12 protein-coding genes and 1 riboswitch are annotated in these 16804 nt (G+C 67.8%); of the genes, 3 read left to right on the top strand and 9 right to left on the bottom strand.

Annotated features, from left to right (window positions below; translation table 11 throughout):
- Position 1: 1 nt before the first annotated feature.
- From L5G28_RS16670 to prpD, 3 genes are read right to left on the bottom strand one after another with little or no spacing between them, the layout of a single operon-like run.
- Complete coding sequence (locus tag L5G28_RS16670) at positions 2–1144, bottom strand: bifunctional 2-methylcitrate synthase/citrate synthase (RefSeq protein ID WP_237002502.1); 1143 nt, start codon at positions 1142–1144, stop codon at positions 2–4.
- Positions 1134–2090: a methylisocitrate lyase gene (gene prpB / locus L5G28_RS16665; RefSeq protein ID WP_237002501.1), complete on the bottom strand. Its 957-nt coding sequence runs from the start codon at positions 2088–2090 to the stop codon at positions 1134–1136. The genes L5G28_RS16670 and prpB overlap by 11 nt, the downstream gene beginning before the upstream one ends.
- On the bottom strand, positions 2090–3592 hold the full coding sequence (gene prpD / locus L5G28_RS16660; RefSeq protein WP_237002500.1) for a 2-methylcitrate dehydratase PrpD: 1503 nt from the start codon (positions 3590–3592) through the stop codon (positions 2090–2092). The genes prpB and prpD overlap by 1 nt, the downstream gene beginning before the upstream one ends.
- Positions 3593–3711: 119 nt before the next feature.
- On the opposite strand from prpD, the gene L5G28_RS16655 reads away from it, so the two are divergent.
- Entirely contained in the window at positions 3712–5109 is a 1398-nt protein-coding gene (locus tag L5G28_RS16655) for a short-chain fatty acyl-CoA regulator family protein (protein ID WP_237002499.1), read from the top strand.
- Between the two features lie 20 nt (positions 5110–5129).
- Here the strand turns inward: L5G28_RS16655 and L5G28_RS16650 are convergent, their stop codons facing one another.
- Positions 5130–6344 carry a PucR family transcriptional regulator gene (locus L5G28_RS16650; RefSeq protein ID WP_308191988.1) on the bottom strand — a complete coding sequence of 405 codons (1215 nt, stop codon included), beginning with the start codon at positions 6342–6344 and terminating at the stop codon, positions 5130–5132.
- Between the two features lie 154 nt (positions 6345–6498).
- Between L5G28_RS16650 and L5G28_RS16645 the strand changes: the two genes are divergently transcribed.
- Positions 6499–7998: a flavin-containing monooxygenase gene (locus tag L5G28_RS16645; protein WP_237002497.1), complete on the top strand. Its 1500-nt coding sequence runs from the start codon at positions 6499–6501 to the stop codon at positions 7996–7998.
- 122 nt (positions 7999–8120) lie between these two features.
- Here L5G28_RS16645 and L5G28_RS16640 read toward each other — a convergent pair whose 3' ends face one another.
- The 5 genes from L5G28_RS16640 to L5G28_RS16620 all read right to left on the bottom strand — a co-directional run bounded on the left by L5G28_RS16640 (position 8121) and on the right by L5G28_RS16620 (position 11856).
- Positions 8121–9347 (bottom strand): acyl-CoA dehydrogenase family protein, encoded by a 1227-nt coding sequence (locus tag L5G28_RS16640; protein WP_237002496.1) that lies wholly within the window; start codon positions 9345–9347, stop codon positions 8121–8123.
- Between the two features lie 99 nt (positions 9348–9446).
- Positions 9447–10208, bottom strand: coding sequence for an 8-oxoguanine DNA glycosylase OGG fold protein (locus L5G28_RS16635; RefSeq protein WP_237002495.1), 762 nt, complete (start codon positions 10206–10208; stop codon positions 9447–9449).
- 20 nt (positions 10209–10228) lie between these two features.
- Positions 10229–10783, bottom strand: coding sequence for a histidine phosphatase family protein (locus L5G28_RS16630; protein ID WP_237002494.1), 555 nt, complete (start codon positions 10781–10783; stop codon positions 10229–10231).
- 11 nt (positions 10784–10794) lie between these two features.
- Entirely contained in the window at positions 10795–11601 is an 807-nt protein-coding gene (locus L5G28_RS16625) for a CbtA family protein (RefSeq protein WP_237002493.1), read from the bottom strand.
- 27 nt (positions 11602–11628) lie between these two features.
- On the bottom strand, positions 11629–11856 hold the full coding sequence (locus tag L5G28_RS16620; RefSeq protein WP_237002492.1) for a CbtB domain-containing protein: 228 nt from the start codon (positions 11854–11856) through the stop codon (positions 11629–11631).
- A 40-nt stretch (positions 11857–11896) separates the two neighbouring features.
- A riboswitch (cobalamin riboswitch) is annotated at positions 11897–12015 on the bottom strand.
- A gap of 52 nt (positions 12016–12067) precedes the next feature.
- Here L5G28_RS16620 and L5G28_RS16615 point away from each other — a divergent pair.
- On the top strand, positions 12068–16804 hold the full coding sequence (locus L5G28_RS16615) for an ATP-dependent helicase (protein ID WP_443669974.1): 4737 nt from the start codon (positions 12068–12070) through the stop codon (positions 16802–16804).

Here is a 16804-nt window from a genome sequence, read left to right as displayed (position 1 = left end):
GTCACGCAGGCATCCGGCGCTGCTGCGGACCGTTGTAGGCCGACAGTGGGCGGATCAGCGCGTTGGACGCAGACTGCTCCATGATGTGGGCGGTCCACCCGGTGATCCGGCTCATCACGAAGATCGGCGTGAACGCGCCGATGTCGAAGCCCATCAGGTGGTAGGCCGGGCCGGTCGGAAAGTCGAGATTCGGCAGAATGCCTGTGCGCGAGGCCATCTCGTCTTCGAGCTCGCGGTAGATCCGCAGCCACTTGCTCTGTCCGAGATGCTCGGACGCCTCGACGAGAGCGTCGTACATGGTGGGCACTCGGGAGTCACCGTTCTTGTAGACGCGGTGGCCGAAGCCCATCACCTTCTCGTGGGCGTCGAGCTTGGCCGTCAGCCAGGGGCGTGCGCGTTCGGGGCTGTCGATCTCGATCATGTCGTACATGACCGCCTCGTTGGCACCGCCGTGCAACGAGCCCTTCAGGGCGCCGATCGCCGCGGTGACGGCGCTGTACATGTCCGACCCGGTCGAGGTCACGACCCGCGCGGAGAAGGTCGACGCGTTGAAGCTGTGTTCCGCGTACAGGATCATCGACTTCTCGAAGGCCCGCACGATCGCCGGATCCGGGATCTCGCCGAAGCACATCGTCAGGAAGTTCTCGGCGTACCCGAGTGCGTGGTGCGGCTCGATCGGGTCGAGGCCACGGCGCCGTCGCATGTCCGCCGCCACGATCGTCGGGAGGATCGCGAACATCCGCTGCGCCTTGGCCATGAGCTTCGCCGGATCGGTGGAGTCCTCGTCGGGATCCTCAGTACCCAGGTAGCTGATCATGGTGCGGACCACGTCCATCGGATGACAGGTGTCCGGCGTCCGCGCCAGCACAGCCTGCGCGGACCGGTCCAGCCGACGGCTGGCCCGTTCCCGCTGGGTGAACTGCGCCAACTGCGCATCAGAGGGCAATTCGCCATACCAGAGGAGGTAGGCGACCTGCTCGAACGAGCAGTTGGCGGCCAACTCCTGCACCGCATAGCCGCGGTAGGTCAGCGAATTCGTCTCGGGCACCACTTTGGAGACGGCCGTCGTGTCGACGACGACCCCGGCGAGCCCCTTGTAGATGGCGGGGGTTGATTCGGTATTCAGGGTTGATTCAGTATTCATGGGGTCGCTTCCCTGATCTGCGGTCGGAGCGCGGTCTGGTGTAGGTGAAGAGGTTCTGGTCGAAGGCGTTGTAGTCGGAGTAGCGGAGGAACTCGTAGAGCCGCGCTCGGTGCTGCATGACGTCGAGCTGCCCCGCCTGCGTGCCGTCCTCCGCGATGGCGGCCAGTCCGGATTCGACGGCGCCCATCGCGAGCCGGAGTGTGGTGACCGGGTAGATCACCACATTGAATCCGAGGTCGCGCAACTGATCTGTGGTGAGCAGCTCCGACTTTCCGAACTCGGTCATATTGGCCAGGAGTGGTGCGTCGACCGCCCCGCGGAAGGCCTCGAACTCCCGTTCATCGGCGAGCGCCTCGGTGAAGATGAGGTCGGCGCCCGCGTCGATGTAGGCCTTCGCCCGGTCGATGGCGGCGTCAAGCCCCTCCACACCGCGGGCATCGGTGCGCGCGCAGATGATGAAGTTCGGGTCGCGCCGGGCGCCGACGGCTGCCGCGATGCGCCGGAGCATGTCCTCGGTCGGGACGACTTCCTTGCCGTCGAGGTGACCGCACCGTTTCGGATTCACCTGGTCTTCCAGGTGGCAGCCGGCCAGCCCCGCGTCCTCAAGCGTGGTGATGGTTCGGGCGGCGCTCATCGGCTCACCGAACCCGGTGTCCGCGTCGATGAGCGTCGGGAGATCGGTCGCCCTGGCGATCGATCCGCCGCGTGCAGCGACCTCGGTGAGGGTCGTCAAGCCGATGTCGGGCAGCCCGAGATCAGCGGCCAGCGCCGCGCCGGAGACATACACGCCCTCGAAGCCGGCGTCGGCGACGATCTTCGCGACGAGCGGGCTGAACGCGCCGGGCCACCGCTGCAGATCTCCGGAGTCGAGAGCGGCACGGAGATTCGCGCGCTTGTCGGCGTCGCTCACGCCGGAGCTGAAGAGCCCGGTGGTCTGTCCCGCCATCAGAGGATTCCTGCACCGGTCGCGGGCGCGGAGGCGAGCACGTCGTCGAGCACACGGACGTTCAGTCCACCGAGGGCATCGGCGGCGAGGGACTGCAGTCCGGTCGCGGCCGCGGTGAACCGTGCCTGCTCGGCCGGGTCGACCACGCCGTCGGCCATGCGGGCGAACTTGTCGAGGTACTGCGTACGGGCGAACGGGCGGGCGCCGAGCGGGTGCGCGTCGGCGACGGCGAGCTCGTCTTCGATGACCTCGCCGCTTTTGAGAGTGACGACGGCGCGTGCGCCGAACGCCTTCTCGTTCGGGTCGGTCGAGTGATAGCGGCGCGTCCACTCGGGGTCTTCGACAGTCGAGATCTTCTTCCACAGTTCGACGGTGTCGGCGCGCGCCGCCCGCTCCGGTGCGTAGGAGCGCTCGTGATCCCACTCGCCGTCCTGGAGCGCGACGGCGAAGATGTACATGACCGAGTGGTCGAGCGTCTCGCGGCTGGCGGTCGGATCGAACTTCTGCGGGTCGTTCGAACCGGTGCCGATCACATGGTGCGTGTGATGGCTGGTGTGCAGGACAATGGACGCGATCTGATCGAGATCGCCGATCCGGCCCCGCATGCGCCGCGCCAGGTCGATCGGGGCCTGGCTCTGGTATTCGGCCGAGTGCTCCTTGGTGTAGCTGTCACAGATCGCGCGCTTGGCTTCACCGGGGCCGGGGAGCGGAACCGTGTAGCGCGCGTCGGGCCCGCCGAGCAGCCAGGCGATCACCCCGTCTTCGCCCTCCCAGATCGGAGCGGGGGCGCCTTCGCCGCGCATCGCACGGTCGACGGCTTCCACGGCGATCTTGCCCGCGTGCGCCGGCGCGTAGGCCTTCCAGCTGGAGATGAGGCCCTTGCGCGACTGGCGGGTGGCGGTCGTCAGGTGAAGCGCCTGGCCGACGGCCTGGTAGACGGTGTCGACGTCGAGGCCGAGCATGGTGCCGATGCCCGCGGCGACCGACGGCCCGAGGTGTGCGACGTGGTCGATCTTGTGCTCATGCAGGCACATCCCCCGGACGAGGTCGATCTGGATCTCATACGCGGTGGCCAGTCCGCGGATCAGATCGTCTCCACTGGCTCCCGTGCGCTGCGCGACAGCGACGAGCGGCGGGATGTTGTCGCCGGGATGTGAGTATTCGGCCGCGAGGAACGTGTCGTGGAAGTCGAGTTCGCGGACGGCGACCCCGTTGGCCCACGCCGCCCATTCTGGTGCGTACTCACCGTCGACGCCGAACACGGTTGAGCCGCCGGTCAGCGGGCGGCACTGCGCTTGACGTCGCGCGCTCGTGACCGGTCGACGAGCCACGGACGCCGCACTCACCGCGGCGTTGTCGATGATCCGGTTGACAATCATCTCGGCGGTCTCGGGAGGCGCCTCCACCGGGTCGACCGCGACCTGGGCGATCTTGTACGCCAGGTGCTCCTCGATCGGGAAATCCTCTGCACTGCGACGTGTACGTACTTCGTGATTGATCATATTTGCACCGTACGCACGACGAGGTATCGATAGAAAGACCTGGCAGATGCGTATTTGTGCGGATTCTTTGATGGATTTCTGCGTATGTTGCGTACACCCGGTGACGTAGAGTCACTCTCATGGCGAAGACCTTCGTCGGCGCGCGACTGCGCCGATTGCGCGCCGATCTCGGCATCTCGCAGGCAGCTCTCGCGCGACGCGTCGACCTGTCGACGACCTATGTGAACCAGTTGGAGAACGACCAGCGTCCGATCACCGTGCCAGTGCTGTTGAACCTCACGTCAACGTTCGACCTGCCGGCAGACTTCTTCGCCGACTCGGGTGATGCCCGACTGTCGGCGGACGTCGCCGATGCGCTCCTCGCGCACGGCGACCCGGCCGATCGCGCCGAGATCGCCGAGTTGGTCTCGCGGATGCCGTCCGTAGGTCGGACACTGGTCACGCTGCAACGCAGACTCAGCGCGGCGACCACCGCGCTCGAAGACCGTCGATCGGCCGACACCGTGGCCCCCGACGTCCCAGTGACGCCGTTCGAGCAGGTCCGCGACTACTTCTACGATCGCCGCAATCACATCGCTGAGCTGGACGTCGCCGCAGAGGACCTGTTCACCGCCGCCCGGTTCACCGTCGGCGGCCTCGACCTGCAGTTGGCCGATCATCTCGACGACGTCTTCGGCGTCCGTGTGGTGATCGGTTCGTCGACGGACCCGTCGACGGCGAAACGCCGTTTCGATCCGGAGTCGTCGACCGTCACTCTGGCGCGACATCTGACGGCCGGGCAACGCGCCTTCGCGTTGGCCACCCAGGTGGCTCTGCTGTCCCAACGCGAGCAGATCGATGCGTTGATCGCGGCGTCGTCGGTGGCCGAGGGTTCCCGAGCCGTCCTCCGAGTCGGGTTGGCGAGCTACTTCGCGGGCGCGCTCGTGCTCCCCTATGGTCGCTTCGCCTCGGCCGCACGGGAACTCCGTTATGACATCGGACTCCTCGCCCGACGGTTCGAGGTCGGGTTCGAGACGGTCTGCCACCGGCTGTCGACGCTGCAGCGACCGGGCGACCGCGGGATTCCGTTCATCTTCGTCCGGGTCGATCGGGCCGGGAACATCTCGAAACGGCAATCGGCGACGGCGTTCCACTTCTCTCGTGTCGGTGGCAACTGTCCGCTCTGGGTGGTCCACGACGCGTTCTCGACACCGGGCCGCATCCGCACGCAGGTCTCGGAGATGCCCGACGGCCGCAAGTACTTCTGGCTGGCGCGGACCACCGACACGTCCGCGCCGGGACACCTGTCGACGGCTGGCGAGTTCGCGATCGGCCTCGGCTGCGACCTCGCGCACGCCGACGAACTCGTCTACACGACCGGCATCGACTTCGCCGATCCCCGGACCGTCGTCCCCATCGGCGGCGGCTGCAAGGTGTGCGACCGCCCGGCCTGCCCGCAGCGCGCGTTCCCGATGCTCGGACACGGAATCCACGTCGACGAGCTCGTCAGCGACTCAGTCCCGTACCGGCCTGCGTGAGAGAGCTAACGCGGCCGCACTCACACGATCCAGTCGAGCAATTCCAATGCGACTGCGACGTGGACGGGGTTCTCGCGCACGGGGACCGGCAGCAGAGCATCCGCACGCGCGAGCCGACGGAGGACGGTGTTGCGGTGTGTGTACAGCACCGCCGCCGTCTCACTGACTCGGCATCCCGCGGCGAACCAGGCGCGGACGCACTCCAGGACCTGGTCGTCGGCGCCTTTCAACTCGCCGAGCGTGGACGTCACGAACTCGTCGGCAGTTGCCCGGTCCTCCCCCAGCAGCGCGACCAGTCGCACCTGCTCGTACCGGGCCACCCGTCTCGAGGACCGCGGACGCCCCAGCAGTCGTCGTACAGTGAGCGCCTGGAAATGACTGGCGCGGAACCCGTCCCGCGCCTCCCCCGCCGATCCGATCGCGACGCGGACCCCGGGATGAGCCGACACAGCGTCGTCAGCATCCACCGTCGCCGTCGGCAGCCACACCCACAGTTCCGACGCTCCAGAGATGACGACGAGCCGCCGCGTCACACCGCTCGCCTCCATGATCGACTCGCATGTCGCCTCGAGTTCCTCCGGCGGCGTGCCCGGATCGCCGACCAGCACCAGCGCGGTGTGCGGGCCGTCCAGTCGGTACCGCAGCTGGCTCTCCGCTCGTTCGGCGGTGATCGGTGCACCTTCGAGCACCAGCGCGACGGCTGCTCGCCGCTGGGCGTGCGTGTCAGCGGCGAGTTCGGCCCGAGCCGTCTCGATCAGTTCCGCGAGTTCGCGGACCGTGTCGTCGATGAATCTGGCGATCGACGTCGACGTGACCTCGAGCAGTTCGCGCAGGAGTTCGGGATCGTCGGTGAGGCCGAAGCAGATCTGCATCCACAACCGCCACGCGACATTCTGAGCGGTCCGGAACGAATCGAGTGCTCGCGAGTCGAATCCTCGACGTGCGAGATCGCGGATGTAGGCTCGCGCCTCCTCAGTGATCGCGACGGGGACGCGAGCCCCCGGCTCGACCATGTTGACCGCCGCCCAATGCGAGAGATTTCCGGCGTTGATCCGCAAAGCGACTTCCAGAAGCGGCGAATCGCCAGCGACGCCCTCCATGCCCGCTCCGCTGGTCGCGGCCGAGTTGAGCTCGGCGATCCACTCCGGCGGCGCATCGAGAACGGCCCGCACTCCCGTCCGGATCAGTTCGGCGACGGCAGGGGTCACTGGAGTATCCACAGGAAACAAGTCCATGTGGTGCATTATGCACTGCACGCCGCGCACAACTGATGCGATTCACCCTTGCACCGGGGTCACTGTAACAACGATCATTGATACACACTGATCGTCGACGGACCCCTGCATCGGCACGGGACCGCCGGAGAATCTCGACAAGAACGGACAGGCCATGACCACTGACGCCATCCTCACTGACGGCCCGCTCGACGTGCTCGTCCTGGGAGCAGGAATCTCCGGGATCGGCGCGGGACACTACCTGCGCACCGAGCACCCGTCGAAGAACTTCGCGATCATCGAGTCCCGCGACGTCGCGGGCGGCACCTGGAACCTGTTCAAGTACCCGGGCATCCGTTCGGACTCGGACCTGAACACCTTCGGCTACGAGTTCAAACCGTGGCGCGACCCACAGGCGATCGCCGACGCTCCACGCATCCTCGACTACCTGCACGAGGCGATCACCGAGGACCGCCTCGACGAAGTCATCGTGTACAACCGGCGCGCCACCTCCGTCGACTGGTCCGAGGCCGAGCAGGTGTGGAACGTGACCGTCCACCGCAACGACACCGATGACGACTTCGTGATCCAGGCCCGCTGGCTGTTCTCGGGCACCGGCTACTACAACTACGCCGAAGGGTTCACCCCCGAGTTCCCGGGCATCGAGAAGTTCGCCGGCCAGGTGGTCCACCCGCAGCACTGGCCCGAGGACCTGGACTACGCGGGTAAGAAAGTGGTCGTCATCGGTTCCGGCGCGACGGCCGTCACCCTGGTCCCGTCGATGGCAGGCGAGACCGAACACATCACCATGCTGCAGCGCACTCCCACCTACGTGATCCCGCTCCCCCGCGAGGACGCGATCTCGAACTTCATGAAGAAGGTCCTCGGCGCCGATCGTGGCTATGCGCTGAGCCGCCAGAAGAACATTCTTCAGCAGAAGATCGTCTTCAACCTCTGCCAGCGGTACCCGAAGCCCGCTCGCACGATCATCCGGGCGACCAACACGGCGCTGCTGCCGAAGGACTTCGACGTCGACACCCACTTCAACCCGCCGTACAACCCGTGGGACCAGCGGCTCTGCGTCGTGCCCGACGGCGACCTGTTCAAGGCCATCAGCAAGGGCACCGCGTCCATCGAGACCGGCCGCATCAAGACGTTCACCGAGAACGGCATCCTCCTGGAGGACGGCACCGAACTCGACGCCGACATCGTCGTCACCGCGACCGGCCTCAACCTCCAACTGTTCGGCGGCATGGAGATCAAGGTCGACGGCGAGACGGTCGACCTCTCGGACACCGTCGCCTATCGCGGCATGATGTTGTCGGGCGTACCGAACTTCGCCATGGCGATCGGCTACACGAATTCATCGTGGACGTTGAAGATCGGGCTGCTCTGCGAATACTTCTGCCGCATGCTGACCTACATGGACGCGAGCGAGTACACCTCGGTCCGCGCCGTCGCCGACAAGAACATGGATACGCGCCCACTCCTCGACTTCGGCGCGGGTTACGTCCAGCGCGCCCTGAACTGGCTGCCCAAGCAGGGCACCGAAGCCCCGTGGACGATGACCATGGCCGTCTCGGCCGACGTCAAGCAGCTCCGCAAGGGCGACATCGTCGACGACTACCTCGATTACCGTCGCGTGAGCGTGCCCGCCGAGACTGCGGCCGTCTGACACACACCTCACAAGCAGGCACTCCCCTCACAAACAGGCACTCACCTCACAAGCAGGCACACGAGCAGGGCCGGGGCGGTCGTCGCCCCGGCCCTGCTTAGTGTTTCCCCAGTCGACTGTTGTCAGTCAGCGAGGAGTCCCTTCGCGACATGCGTCACCTGGATCTCGTTCGATCCGGCGTAGATCATCAACGACTTCGCGTCGCGGGCCAGCCGCTCGACCTTGTATTCGGCCATGTAGCCGTTACCGCCGAACAGTTGCACGGCCTCCATGGCGACCTCGGTGGCCGCCCGGGACGAGTACAGCTTCATCGCCGACGCCTGCGCGAGAGTCGGCGGCCTGCCTGCCTTCGACGCCTCCATCGCGACGAACAGCATGTTCTGCACGTTGAGTCGCGCCACCTCCATCTCGGCGAGCTTGAGCTGGATGAGCTGGAACTTCGCGATCTCCTGCCCCCACAGCGTGCGCTTGCGCGCATAGTCGATCGACAGTCGTTGCGCCTCGTTGATGATGCCGAGCGAGAGTGCTGCGATGCCGATCCGCTCGGCGGTGAAGCCCGACTTCGCGCTGTCGCCGCCACGCTTGTCGGCTCCGGTGTCCTCGGTCTCGCCGAGGAGGCGGTCCGGCGTCAACCGGATCTCGTCGAAGAACAACTCGCCGGTCGGCGAACTCATCATGCCCATCTTCTTGAAGGGCTTGCCGCGCGTGAGGCCCGGCATGTCGCCGTCGAGCACGAACGTCAACACCTTCCGCTCACGCATCGGAGTTCCGTCGCCCTCGTCGAGTTTGGCGAACACGACGATCGTGTCCGCGTACGGCCCGTTGGTGATGAACGTCTTGTTACCGCGGAGGATGTAGTCGTCGCCGTCGCGCCGGACGGTGGTCTTCATGCCGCCGAGCGCGTCCGAGCCGCTGTCGGGCTCGGTGATCGCCCAGGCGCCGACCTTGCGCATCGTGACCAGGTCGGGCAGCCACCGCCGCTTCTGTGCGAGTGTGCCGCGGCTGCGGATCGTCGACGCCGTCAGCCCCATCGAGACGCCCATCGAGCCGATCGTTCCCAGGCTGACGCCCGCCATCTCCATGTTGAGGATGAGGAACATCGAACTTCCCAGGCTCGACGACCCTCCGCTCGGCGCCCGCTTCTCGCCAGCCTCCTCCGCCGCGAGTTCCTTCTCCAGGCTCTCGACGTTCATCGCGTCCATGCCGAACGTCGCCAGCATCTTGCGAATGATGTCGTACGGAGGGAGTTCGCCGCTCTCAAGCTCCTCGATGTGCGGGCTGACCTCCTTCGCGATGAACCCGCGGATGGCGTCCCGCACCATCACGTCTTCGTCGGACCACTCGAACATGCGACCTCCAAGAAATTGAAACGTGTTCTACCTTGCTCACGACAGTAGCGTCCACGACACGAACGCGCCTAACGTGCCCCGACCGGTTTCGGGGCACCATCACCACAGGGCCAGATCGTCCTGCCGAACGCCGCGTTCGAGGCGCCGATGCCAGTCGCGGTTGAGCCAGAGTTCCACGATTTCAGGCTTGGTGCCTGCCTGGCCGGCCCAGCGGTGGATGAGGTTGGAGTACCGGGCGTACGTCCGCACCGAGAACTGGGAGGCCCCGCCGTCCTCCATCCAGCCGTACCGGACCATGCTCGACGCGCTGAACTTGTCGAGCAGTTGGGGCCGGTCAGGTTTCGCCCCGTGGACGGCCCAGCAGTACAGCGACATCAGCGAGTGTCCGACACCCGGCGCGACCGGCCACCCCGACCAGGTGCGGAACGCGCCAGTCTGGACCAGCGCGGGCTCGGCCTCGCACGCGTCGAGCGCTCGCGCGATGAGATCGAACGGGCGGTAACCGTCGTGCGGATCGCGCACATCCAGGAAGCGCCGGTAGCCGCCCCTGTCCCGGTGCGAGCGGAGCCATGCGGCGCACAGGTACAACCTGTTCAACGCGGGCTCGGAGCCGAGGTCGAGCGTGGTGCTCGCCGCGTCGAGGTCGCCTCGGCGGATGTGTCCGACCCCCGACTCGATCTGGCGGCCATCGGCGTTCACCGCGTAGACGCGCGCCGGGATGCGCAGCGCCTCCAACTGCCGATTCCACTTGTCCAGGTCGACCTCGGCGTAATCGTCCAAGACCGTTTCCGCGTACGGCTGGCGGTGACACCAGTGAACACAGTCCTTCGGCACCACCAGCTTCTCGTCACCCCGCTTCATGCCTGCAGGATGGCACGCGGCTATGACAATTCCTGCTGGGACAATTCCTGCTGGGACAATTCCTGCTGGGACAATTCCTGCTGGGATGATTCCGAAGACGACGACAGATTCACCGACAGCACGGACGACGGACGGACGTCGACGGCGAAATACGTCGCAGCGCTCGCGCAGGCCACTGCTTGCGCGACGGGCGATGCGACGATCAGCGCGTCACCGTCACGGACGACGGACCGGATTCGGGCGACGAAGTCGCGGACCGTCTCGCCTCCGTGCGGTGCCGTGTCCGGGTCAATGAACCACTGCCGCAGGTCGGCTGCGTCCGCCTCTGCTTCGACTTCCTCAGGTACGAGGCCGCGCCACCGCCCGACGTCGAGCGTCGTGAGGGCCGGATCGACTTCGGCGCGCACACCGAGGATCTCGGCGGTCTGGACGGCAGAGGTCTCCGGCCCGACGCGGTAGGTCGGTGCAGCGGACACCGCGAGGCGGGCGACGTCGCGCTGCCCGCGTACGTCGAGGTCGTCGTGTTCGCCGCCGAACCGGACCGCACGGTTGGGGGCGGTCCGGCCCGCGACCACGACGGTGACGCTCAGGCCGACACTCGCTCGGCCGCCGCGACCGTCGACCGGGTGCGACGCATCATCAGACCGAGGAGTCCGATGAACACGGTGGTCAGCACCACCCACAACAGCACCTGGTTGGCGATCGCGTAGACGCGGAAGTCGGCCACCACTTGGCCGGGAAAGCCTGGTGCGACGATCCGATCGCCGTCCATGACCGGACCCGGGACCTCGGTGAACTCGGGCAGCAGCGATGCGGTGATGCTCACGCCGACCAGGTAGACGACGGCGCCGACGATGCTCGACCACCAGGCGCCGATTCGAGACGACAACGAGGTGGCGACCAGGACGCCGACGATCGTCAAGACGATCGACACGATCGTGATCGTCAGATACGAACTCGACCGCGAACCGATCGTGTCCTCCTCACCGACGGCGGGCGGATTCGGCGGGTACACGAAGAACGGGACGGCGATGACCGCGACGAATGCGACCCCCGCCAGCGCGGCGGCCAGCGCACGGGGATCGGTCGACGGTCGACGCCGTCCGACGTACGCCCACGCGACCGTGAATGCGACCGCGAACAGCGCACCGATCGCGAGGGCGAAGACGACAGTGCCGATGCCCGCACCGATGTTCTCCTGCACGGATCGCGTGAACAATTCGTGCTCGTGCTCGTGTTCGCCACTCAGCGTCGCTTCGGCGTCGGACCGGACGCCCTCGTAGTCGATGGCCTTCGCGACCTGCGGTTCGATGAAAATGCGTGCGTAGGCATATGCGATGAGCCCGGCGACCAGACCGGAGAGCAGGCCTGCGCCGATGAACTTGCGTTCCATGTTCTGTTCTCTTCCTCAGTCCTGAGTCTAGTGGCAGGGGAAGCCGAGGAAGTGCCGCGAGTCATGGATGAACTCGTGGACGTGGGTATCGTCTCCGAAGATCGAGACGGCGCCCTGATCGTAGCCGAGGAAGTAGTAGGCCAACGCCGCGACCAGCACGGTCGCAGTCAGCGCCAGCGCGGTGCTGACGACGGAGACATCGGGGAGAGCGAGGGCGCGGGTCGCGTCCTGGGGTGAGACTGCGGAAAGCGTCATGGATCAGATCGTCCTGTCCTCCGGATCGGGCGTCCGGGTCGTAGCGGCGGTACACCCGGCCGGTGATCTGGCTCGTCCCGCCCGCAGGCGAGAACTCACAGTGGCGCGACCGCTTCGGATTCTCACCGAATTCCCCGCACCGGGATGAACAGGACCATACTCCTGGGCGCACCCCACAGCCTCAGGTACGTTGACGCGGATTGTCGGTGCCATGCGATTGAATGGTCATGTGGCCACCCGTGACTCCGCACTGGACCGGATGCAGCCAGCCACCCGACGCTGGTTCACCGGGGCTTTCGCACGCCCGACGTCGGTGCAGTCCGGCGCGTGGGACGCGATCGCGAACGGCGACGACACGCTGGTCGTCGCACCGACCGGATCAGGTAAGACGCTCGCGGCATTCCTGTGGGCGATCGACACGCTGACCCGCGACCCCGACACCGAGCGCTCGGGGGTCAGCGTCGTGTACATCTCGCCGTTGAAGGCGCTCGGCGTCGACGTCGAACGCAACCTGGCGGCGCCGCTGACCGGCATCGCGCACACTGCAGCCGAGCTCGGGGCGCCGCCGCCGTCGGTGACGGTCGGCGTGCGGTCGGGCGACACTCCGGCGGCGGACCGTCGAGCCCTGCAACGCACGCCGCCGGACATCCTGATCACGACGCCCGAATCGTTGTATCTGATGCTGACGTCGTCGGCACGGGAGACGTTGACGAGCGTCCACACGGTCATCGTCGACGAGGTGCACGCCGTGGCCGCCACCAAACGCGGTACGCACCTGGCGCTGTCGCTCGAACGACTCGACGACCTGCTCCCCCGCCGCGCGCAACGCATCGGACTCTCGGCCACGGTCCGCCCCGAGGAGCGGATCGCAGGCTTCCTGTCCGGCTCGACGCCGTGCACCATTGTGAAACCACGGGCCGCCAAGACGTTCGACCTCCGCGTCGAGGTGCCCGTCGACGACATGGCGAACCTGCCGGCACCGGCCCCCGCTGCCGGGGCCGACCTCGACGACGCGTTCTCCCCGACCGCCGGATCGTTATGGCCGTTCATCGAGGAGTCGATCGTCGACGAGGTCGGCCGGAACCGGTCGACGATCGTGTTCGTGAACTCGCGGCGCCTCGCCGAACGGTTGACGGCGCGGCTCAACGAGATCGCCGCCGCCCGCGCGGGCGCACCCCACGACCCTGCGACGGCGAATCCGTCTGTGCCCGGCGGGATGCCGTCGTACCAGTCGGGGTCCGGGAATACCTCGGGCGCCGGGAATTTTTCGGGCGCCGGGAGCGCAGCGAGCGGGCCCAATTTTTCGAGCGCAGCGAGCGGGCCCAAAACGTCCGAAGCCGGGAGTGTGCTCGCTCGGGCGCATCACGGGTCGGTGAGTAAGGATCAGCGGGCGTCGATCGAGGACGATCTGAAGTCGGGTCGTCTTCGGTGCGTCGTGGCGACGAGTTCGTTGGAATTGGGCATCGACATGGGTGCGGTCGACCTGGTGGTGCAGGTGGAGTCGCCGCCGTCGGTCGCGTCCGGTCTGCAGCGCATCGGGCGTGCCGGGCATCAGGTCGGCGAGATCAGCCGGGGCATCCTGTATCCGAAACACCGCACCGACCTGATCCATGCGACTGTGACGGTCGATCGGATGGGTCGCGGCGAGATCGAGTCGCTCGCCGTCCCGACCAATCCGCTCGACGTCCTCGCGCAGCAGACGATCGCCGAGACGGCGGCGCACGACGTGAACGTCGACGACTGGTACGCGACCGTCACCCGGGCGATGCCGTACAAGGAGTTGACGCGCGGCGTCTACGACGGCGTCCTGGACCTGATCTCGGGCCGCTATCCGTCCGACGAGTTCGCCGAGCTCCGCCCGCGTGTCGACTACGACCGCGCCGCGGGGGTCCTGACCGCCCGGCGCGGCACCCTGCGGCTGGCCGTCACCTCCGGCGGGACCATCCCCGACCGAGGGCTGTTCGGGGTGTTCTTGGCGGGGGCCGGGAACCGAACGGGCGGGCCCGACGGGACGGGTTCGGGCAGCGACTCCGGTCAGCTTCGGCGGGTCGGTGAGCTCGATGAGGAGATGGTCTACGAGTCGCGGGTCGGCGACGTGTTCGCGTTGGGCGCGTCGAGTTGGCGGATCGAGGAGATCACGCACGACCGCGTGCTGGTGACCCCGGCGTTCGGGATGCCGGGTCGGCTCCCGTTCTGGATCGGTGACTCGCAGGGCAGGCCGGCCGAACTCGGTGCCGCGATCGGCGCGTTCGTCGGATCGATCTCCGACGACGACAAGCTCGCGAAGCAGGCCGAGCGGCTGGGTTTGACCGATCGTGCCCGCGGAAACCTGTCGTCGCTTCTCCACGAGCAGCGCGAGGCCACCGGCACGCTCCCCACCGACCGCACGCTGGTCGTCGAACGGTTCCGCGACGAACTCGGCGACTGGCGGCTGGTCTTGCACTCCCCGTACGGGCTGCGCGTGCACGCGCCGTGGGCGTCGGCGATCGGAGCGCAGTTGTCGGCGCGTCTCGGGATCGACGGCGCGACTACCGCGACCGACGACGGGATCATCGTCCGCCTGCCCGACACCGACGATGCGCCGCCCGGCGCCGACGTGTTCCTCGCCGACCCGGACGACGTCGAAGACCAGGTGACGCAGGCGTTGGCGGGTTCGTCGATGTTCGCGTCCCGGTTCCGGGAGTGCGCCGCCCGCGCCCTGCTGCTGCCCCGGCGCGATCCTGGTCGACGCGCGCCTCTCTGGCAGCAGCGCCAGCGCAGCGCGCAACTCCTCGCGGTCGCCGCCCAGTTCCCCGACTTCCCGATCGTCTTGGAGACGGTCCGCGAATGTCTCGCCGACGTGTACGACCTGCCTGCACTGATCGAGCTGCTGACCCGGATCCGTTCGCGGAAGGTCCGGGTGGTCGAAGTCGAGACGGCGTCGCCGTCGCCGTTCGCGGCGTCGATGCTGCTGGGCTATGTCGGCGCGTTCATCTACGACGACGACGCGCCGTTGGCCGAGCGGCGCGCGACCGCGCTCGCCCTCGACACTGCTCTGCTCTCGCAGCTCCTCGGCCGCGTCGACCTGCGTGAACTCCTCGACCCCGACGTCATCGCCGCTGTCACGGCTCGCCTGCAACGGCTCGCTCCCGACCGCCGAGCCCGCGACACCGAGGACGTCGGCGACCTGCTGCGTTGGCTCGGACCGCTGACTGTCGACGACGTCGCCGCCAGGTGCCGCGACGACGTCGACGCGGCGGCCGCACTCGACGAACTCGCGGCGACGGGCCGCGCGATCGCCGTGCGCCATCGGGGCCGGGAACTGTTCGCGGCCGTCGAGGATGCGGCCCGCCTGCGCGACGGGCTCGGCGTCCCACTCCCGCTCGGCGTGCCCGCCGACTTCCTCGTCGCGGTCGGCGACCCGATCGGCGATCTGGTGCACCGCTTCGCGCGCACGCACGGACCGTTCACGGTGGACGAGGCCGCCGAATCACTCGGCATGGCGGTCGCCGTCGTCGCCGGAGCCCTCGACGCACTGGCCGGCCGTCGCATCGTTCTCGACGGCGAGTTCGTTCCCTACGATGGGCCGGCGCAACGGCAGTGGTGCCACAACGAGGTACTCGGACAGCTGCGCCGCGGGTCGCTCGCCGCGGGTCGCGCCGAAGTCGAACCGGTGTCGACGCAAGCGTTCTCCCGCTTCCTGCTCGACCGGCAGCATGTGGTGGATCGGGCCCGGCTGACGGGGGTGTCGGGTGTCGCCGAGGTCGTCGAACAGCTCGCCGGGCACCCGATCCCGGCGTCGGCGTGGGAGACGCTCGTCCTGCCGACCCGGGTCCGCGACTACACGCCGGCGATGCTCGACGAACTGCTCGCCGCAGGCGAGGTCACCTGGTCCGGGCACGGCGCGATCGGTGGGTCGGACGGCTGGATCGCGCTGCACCTGTCCGACGCGGCGCCGCTCACGCTGCGGCCCGCCGACGACCTCGAGCTCACCGACCTCCACGAGCGGATCGTCTCGGCCCTCGATGGCGGCCACGCGCTGCGGGCCCCCGAACTGCGGGACGTCGCCGCGACCGACGACTCGGCTATGCAGGCGGCACTGTGGGACCTGGTGTGGGCCGGGCGTGTCACGAACGACTCGTTCTCGGTGGTCCGAGCAGCGCTGAATCCGACACGGAGCCGCCCGTCGTCGCCGTCGCACGCGTCACGGGGCCGGGCGCCGCGCCTGCGCACCGCCCGACTCTCGGCGCGATACCTCGCGGGCGTCGACGGTGTCGCCGCGGCCGTCCCGCCGCTGCTCGGCGGACGGTGGTCGGCACTGCAGCGTCCGACGATCGACGCCACGACGCAGGCCGCCGCCACCTGCGAGATCCTGCTCGACCGGTTCGGTGTCGTCACGAAGGGTGCGGTGACCGTCAGTGAGATCGACGGCGGCTTCTCCCGGATGTACAAGGCGCTCACCGTCTTCGAAGACAGCGGGCAGGTGCGGCGCGGCTACTACGTCGACGGGCTGGGCGGTGCCCAGTTCGCGGCCGGACACACCGTTGACCGGCTGCGCGACGAGGTCGACGTGCCCCGCGACCGCCGGACCGAGGCGGTGCTGCTGGCGTCGACCGACCCGGCGAACCCGCACGGCGCGGCACTCGACTGGCCTTCGCGCGAGGACACCGGTCACCGCCCGGGCCGCAAGGCCGGAGCGGTCGTCGCACTCGTCGCAGGCGATCTCGCCGTGTTCATCGAACGCGGCGGGAAGACGGTTTTGACGTTCACCGACGACGCCGAACTCTTGGCGGCAGCGGCTCGCGCGGTGGTCGCCGCAGTCCGCGCCGGCCGCGTGCCACGCATCCACGTCGATCAGGTGGACGGCCAACCGGTGCTGTCGACGGACTTCGGCCGCGAGTTGAGCGCCGCGGGATTCTCGTCGACGCCGCGCGGGCTCCGGATGAACTACGACCCGAGGATGGGCTGA

Source organism: Gordonia liuliyuniae (assembly GCF_021739025.1).
Lineage (GTDB): Bacteria > Actinomycetota > Actinomycetes > Mycobacteriales > Mycobacteriaceae > Gordonia > Gordonia liuliyuniae.
Note: the sequence above shows the minus strand (reverse complement) of the source record. Positions and strands in the feature narration are given on the sequence as shown.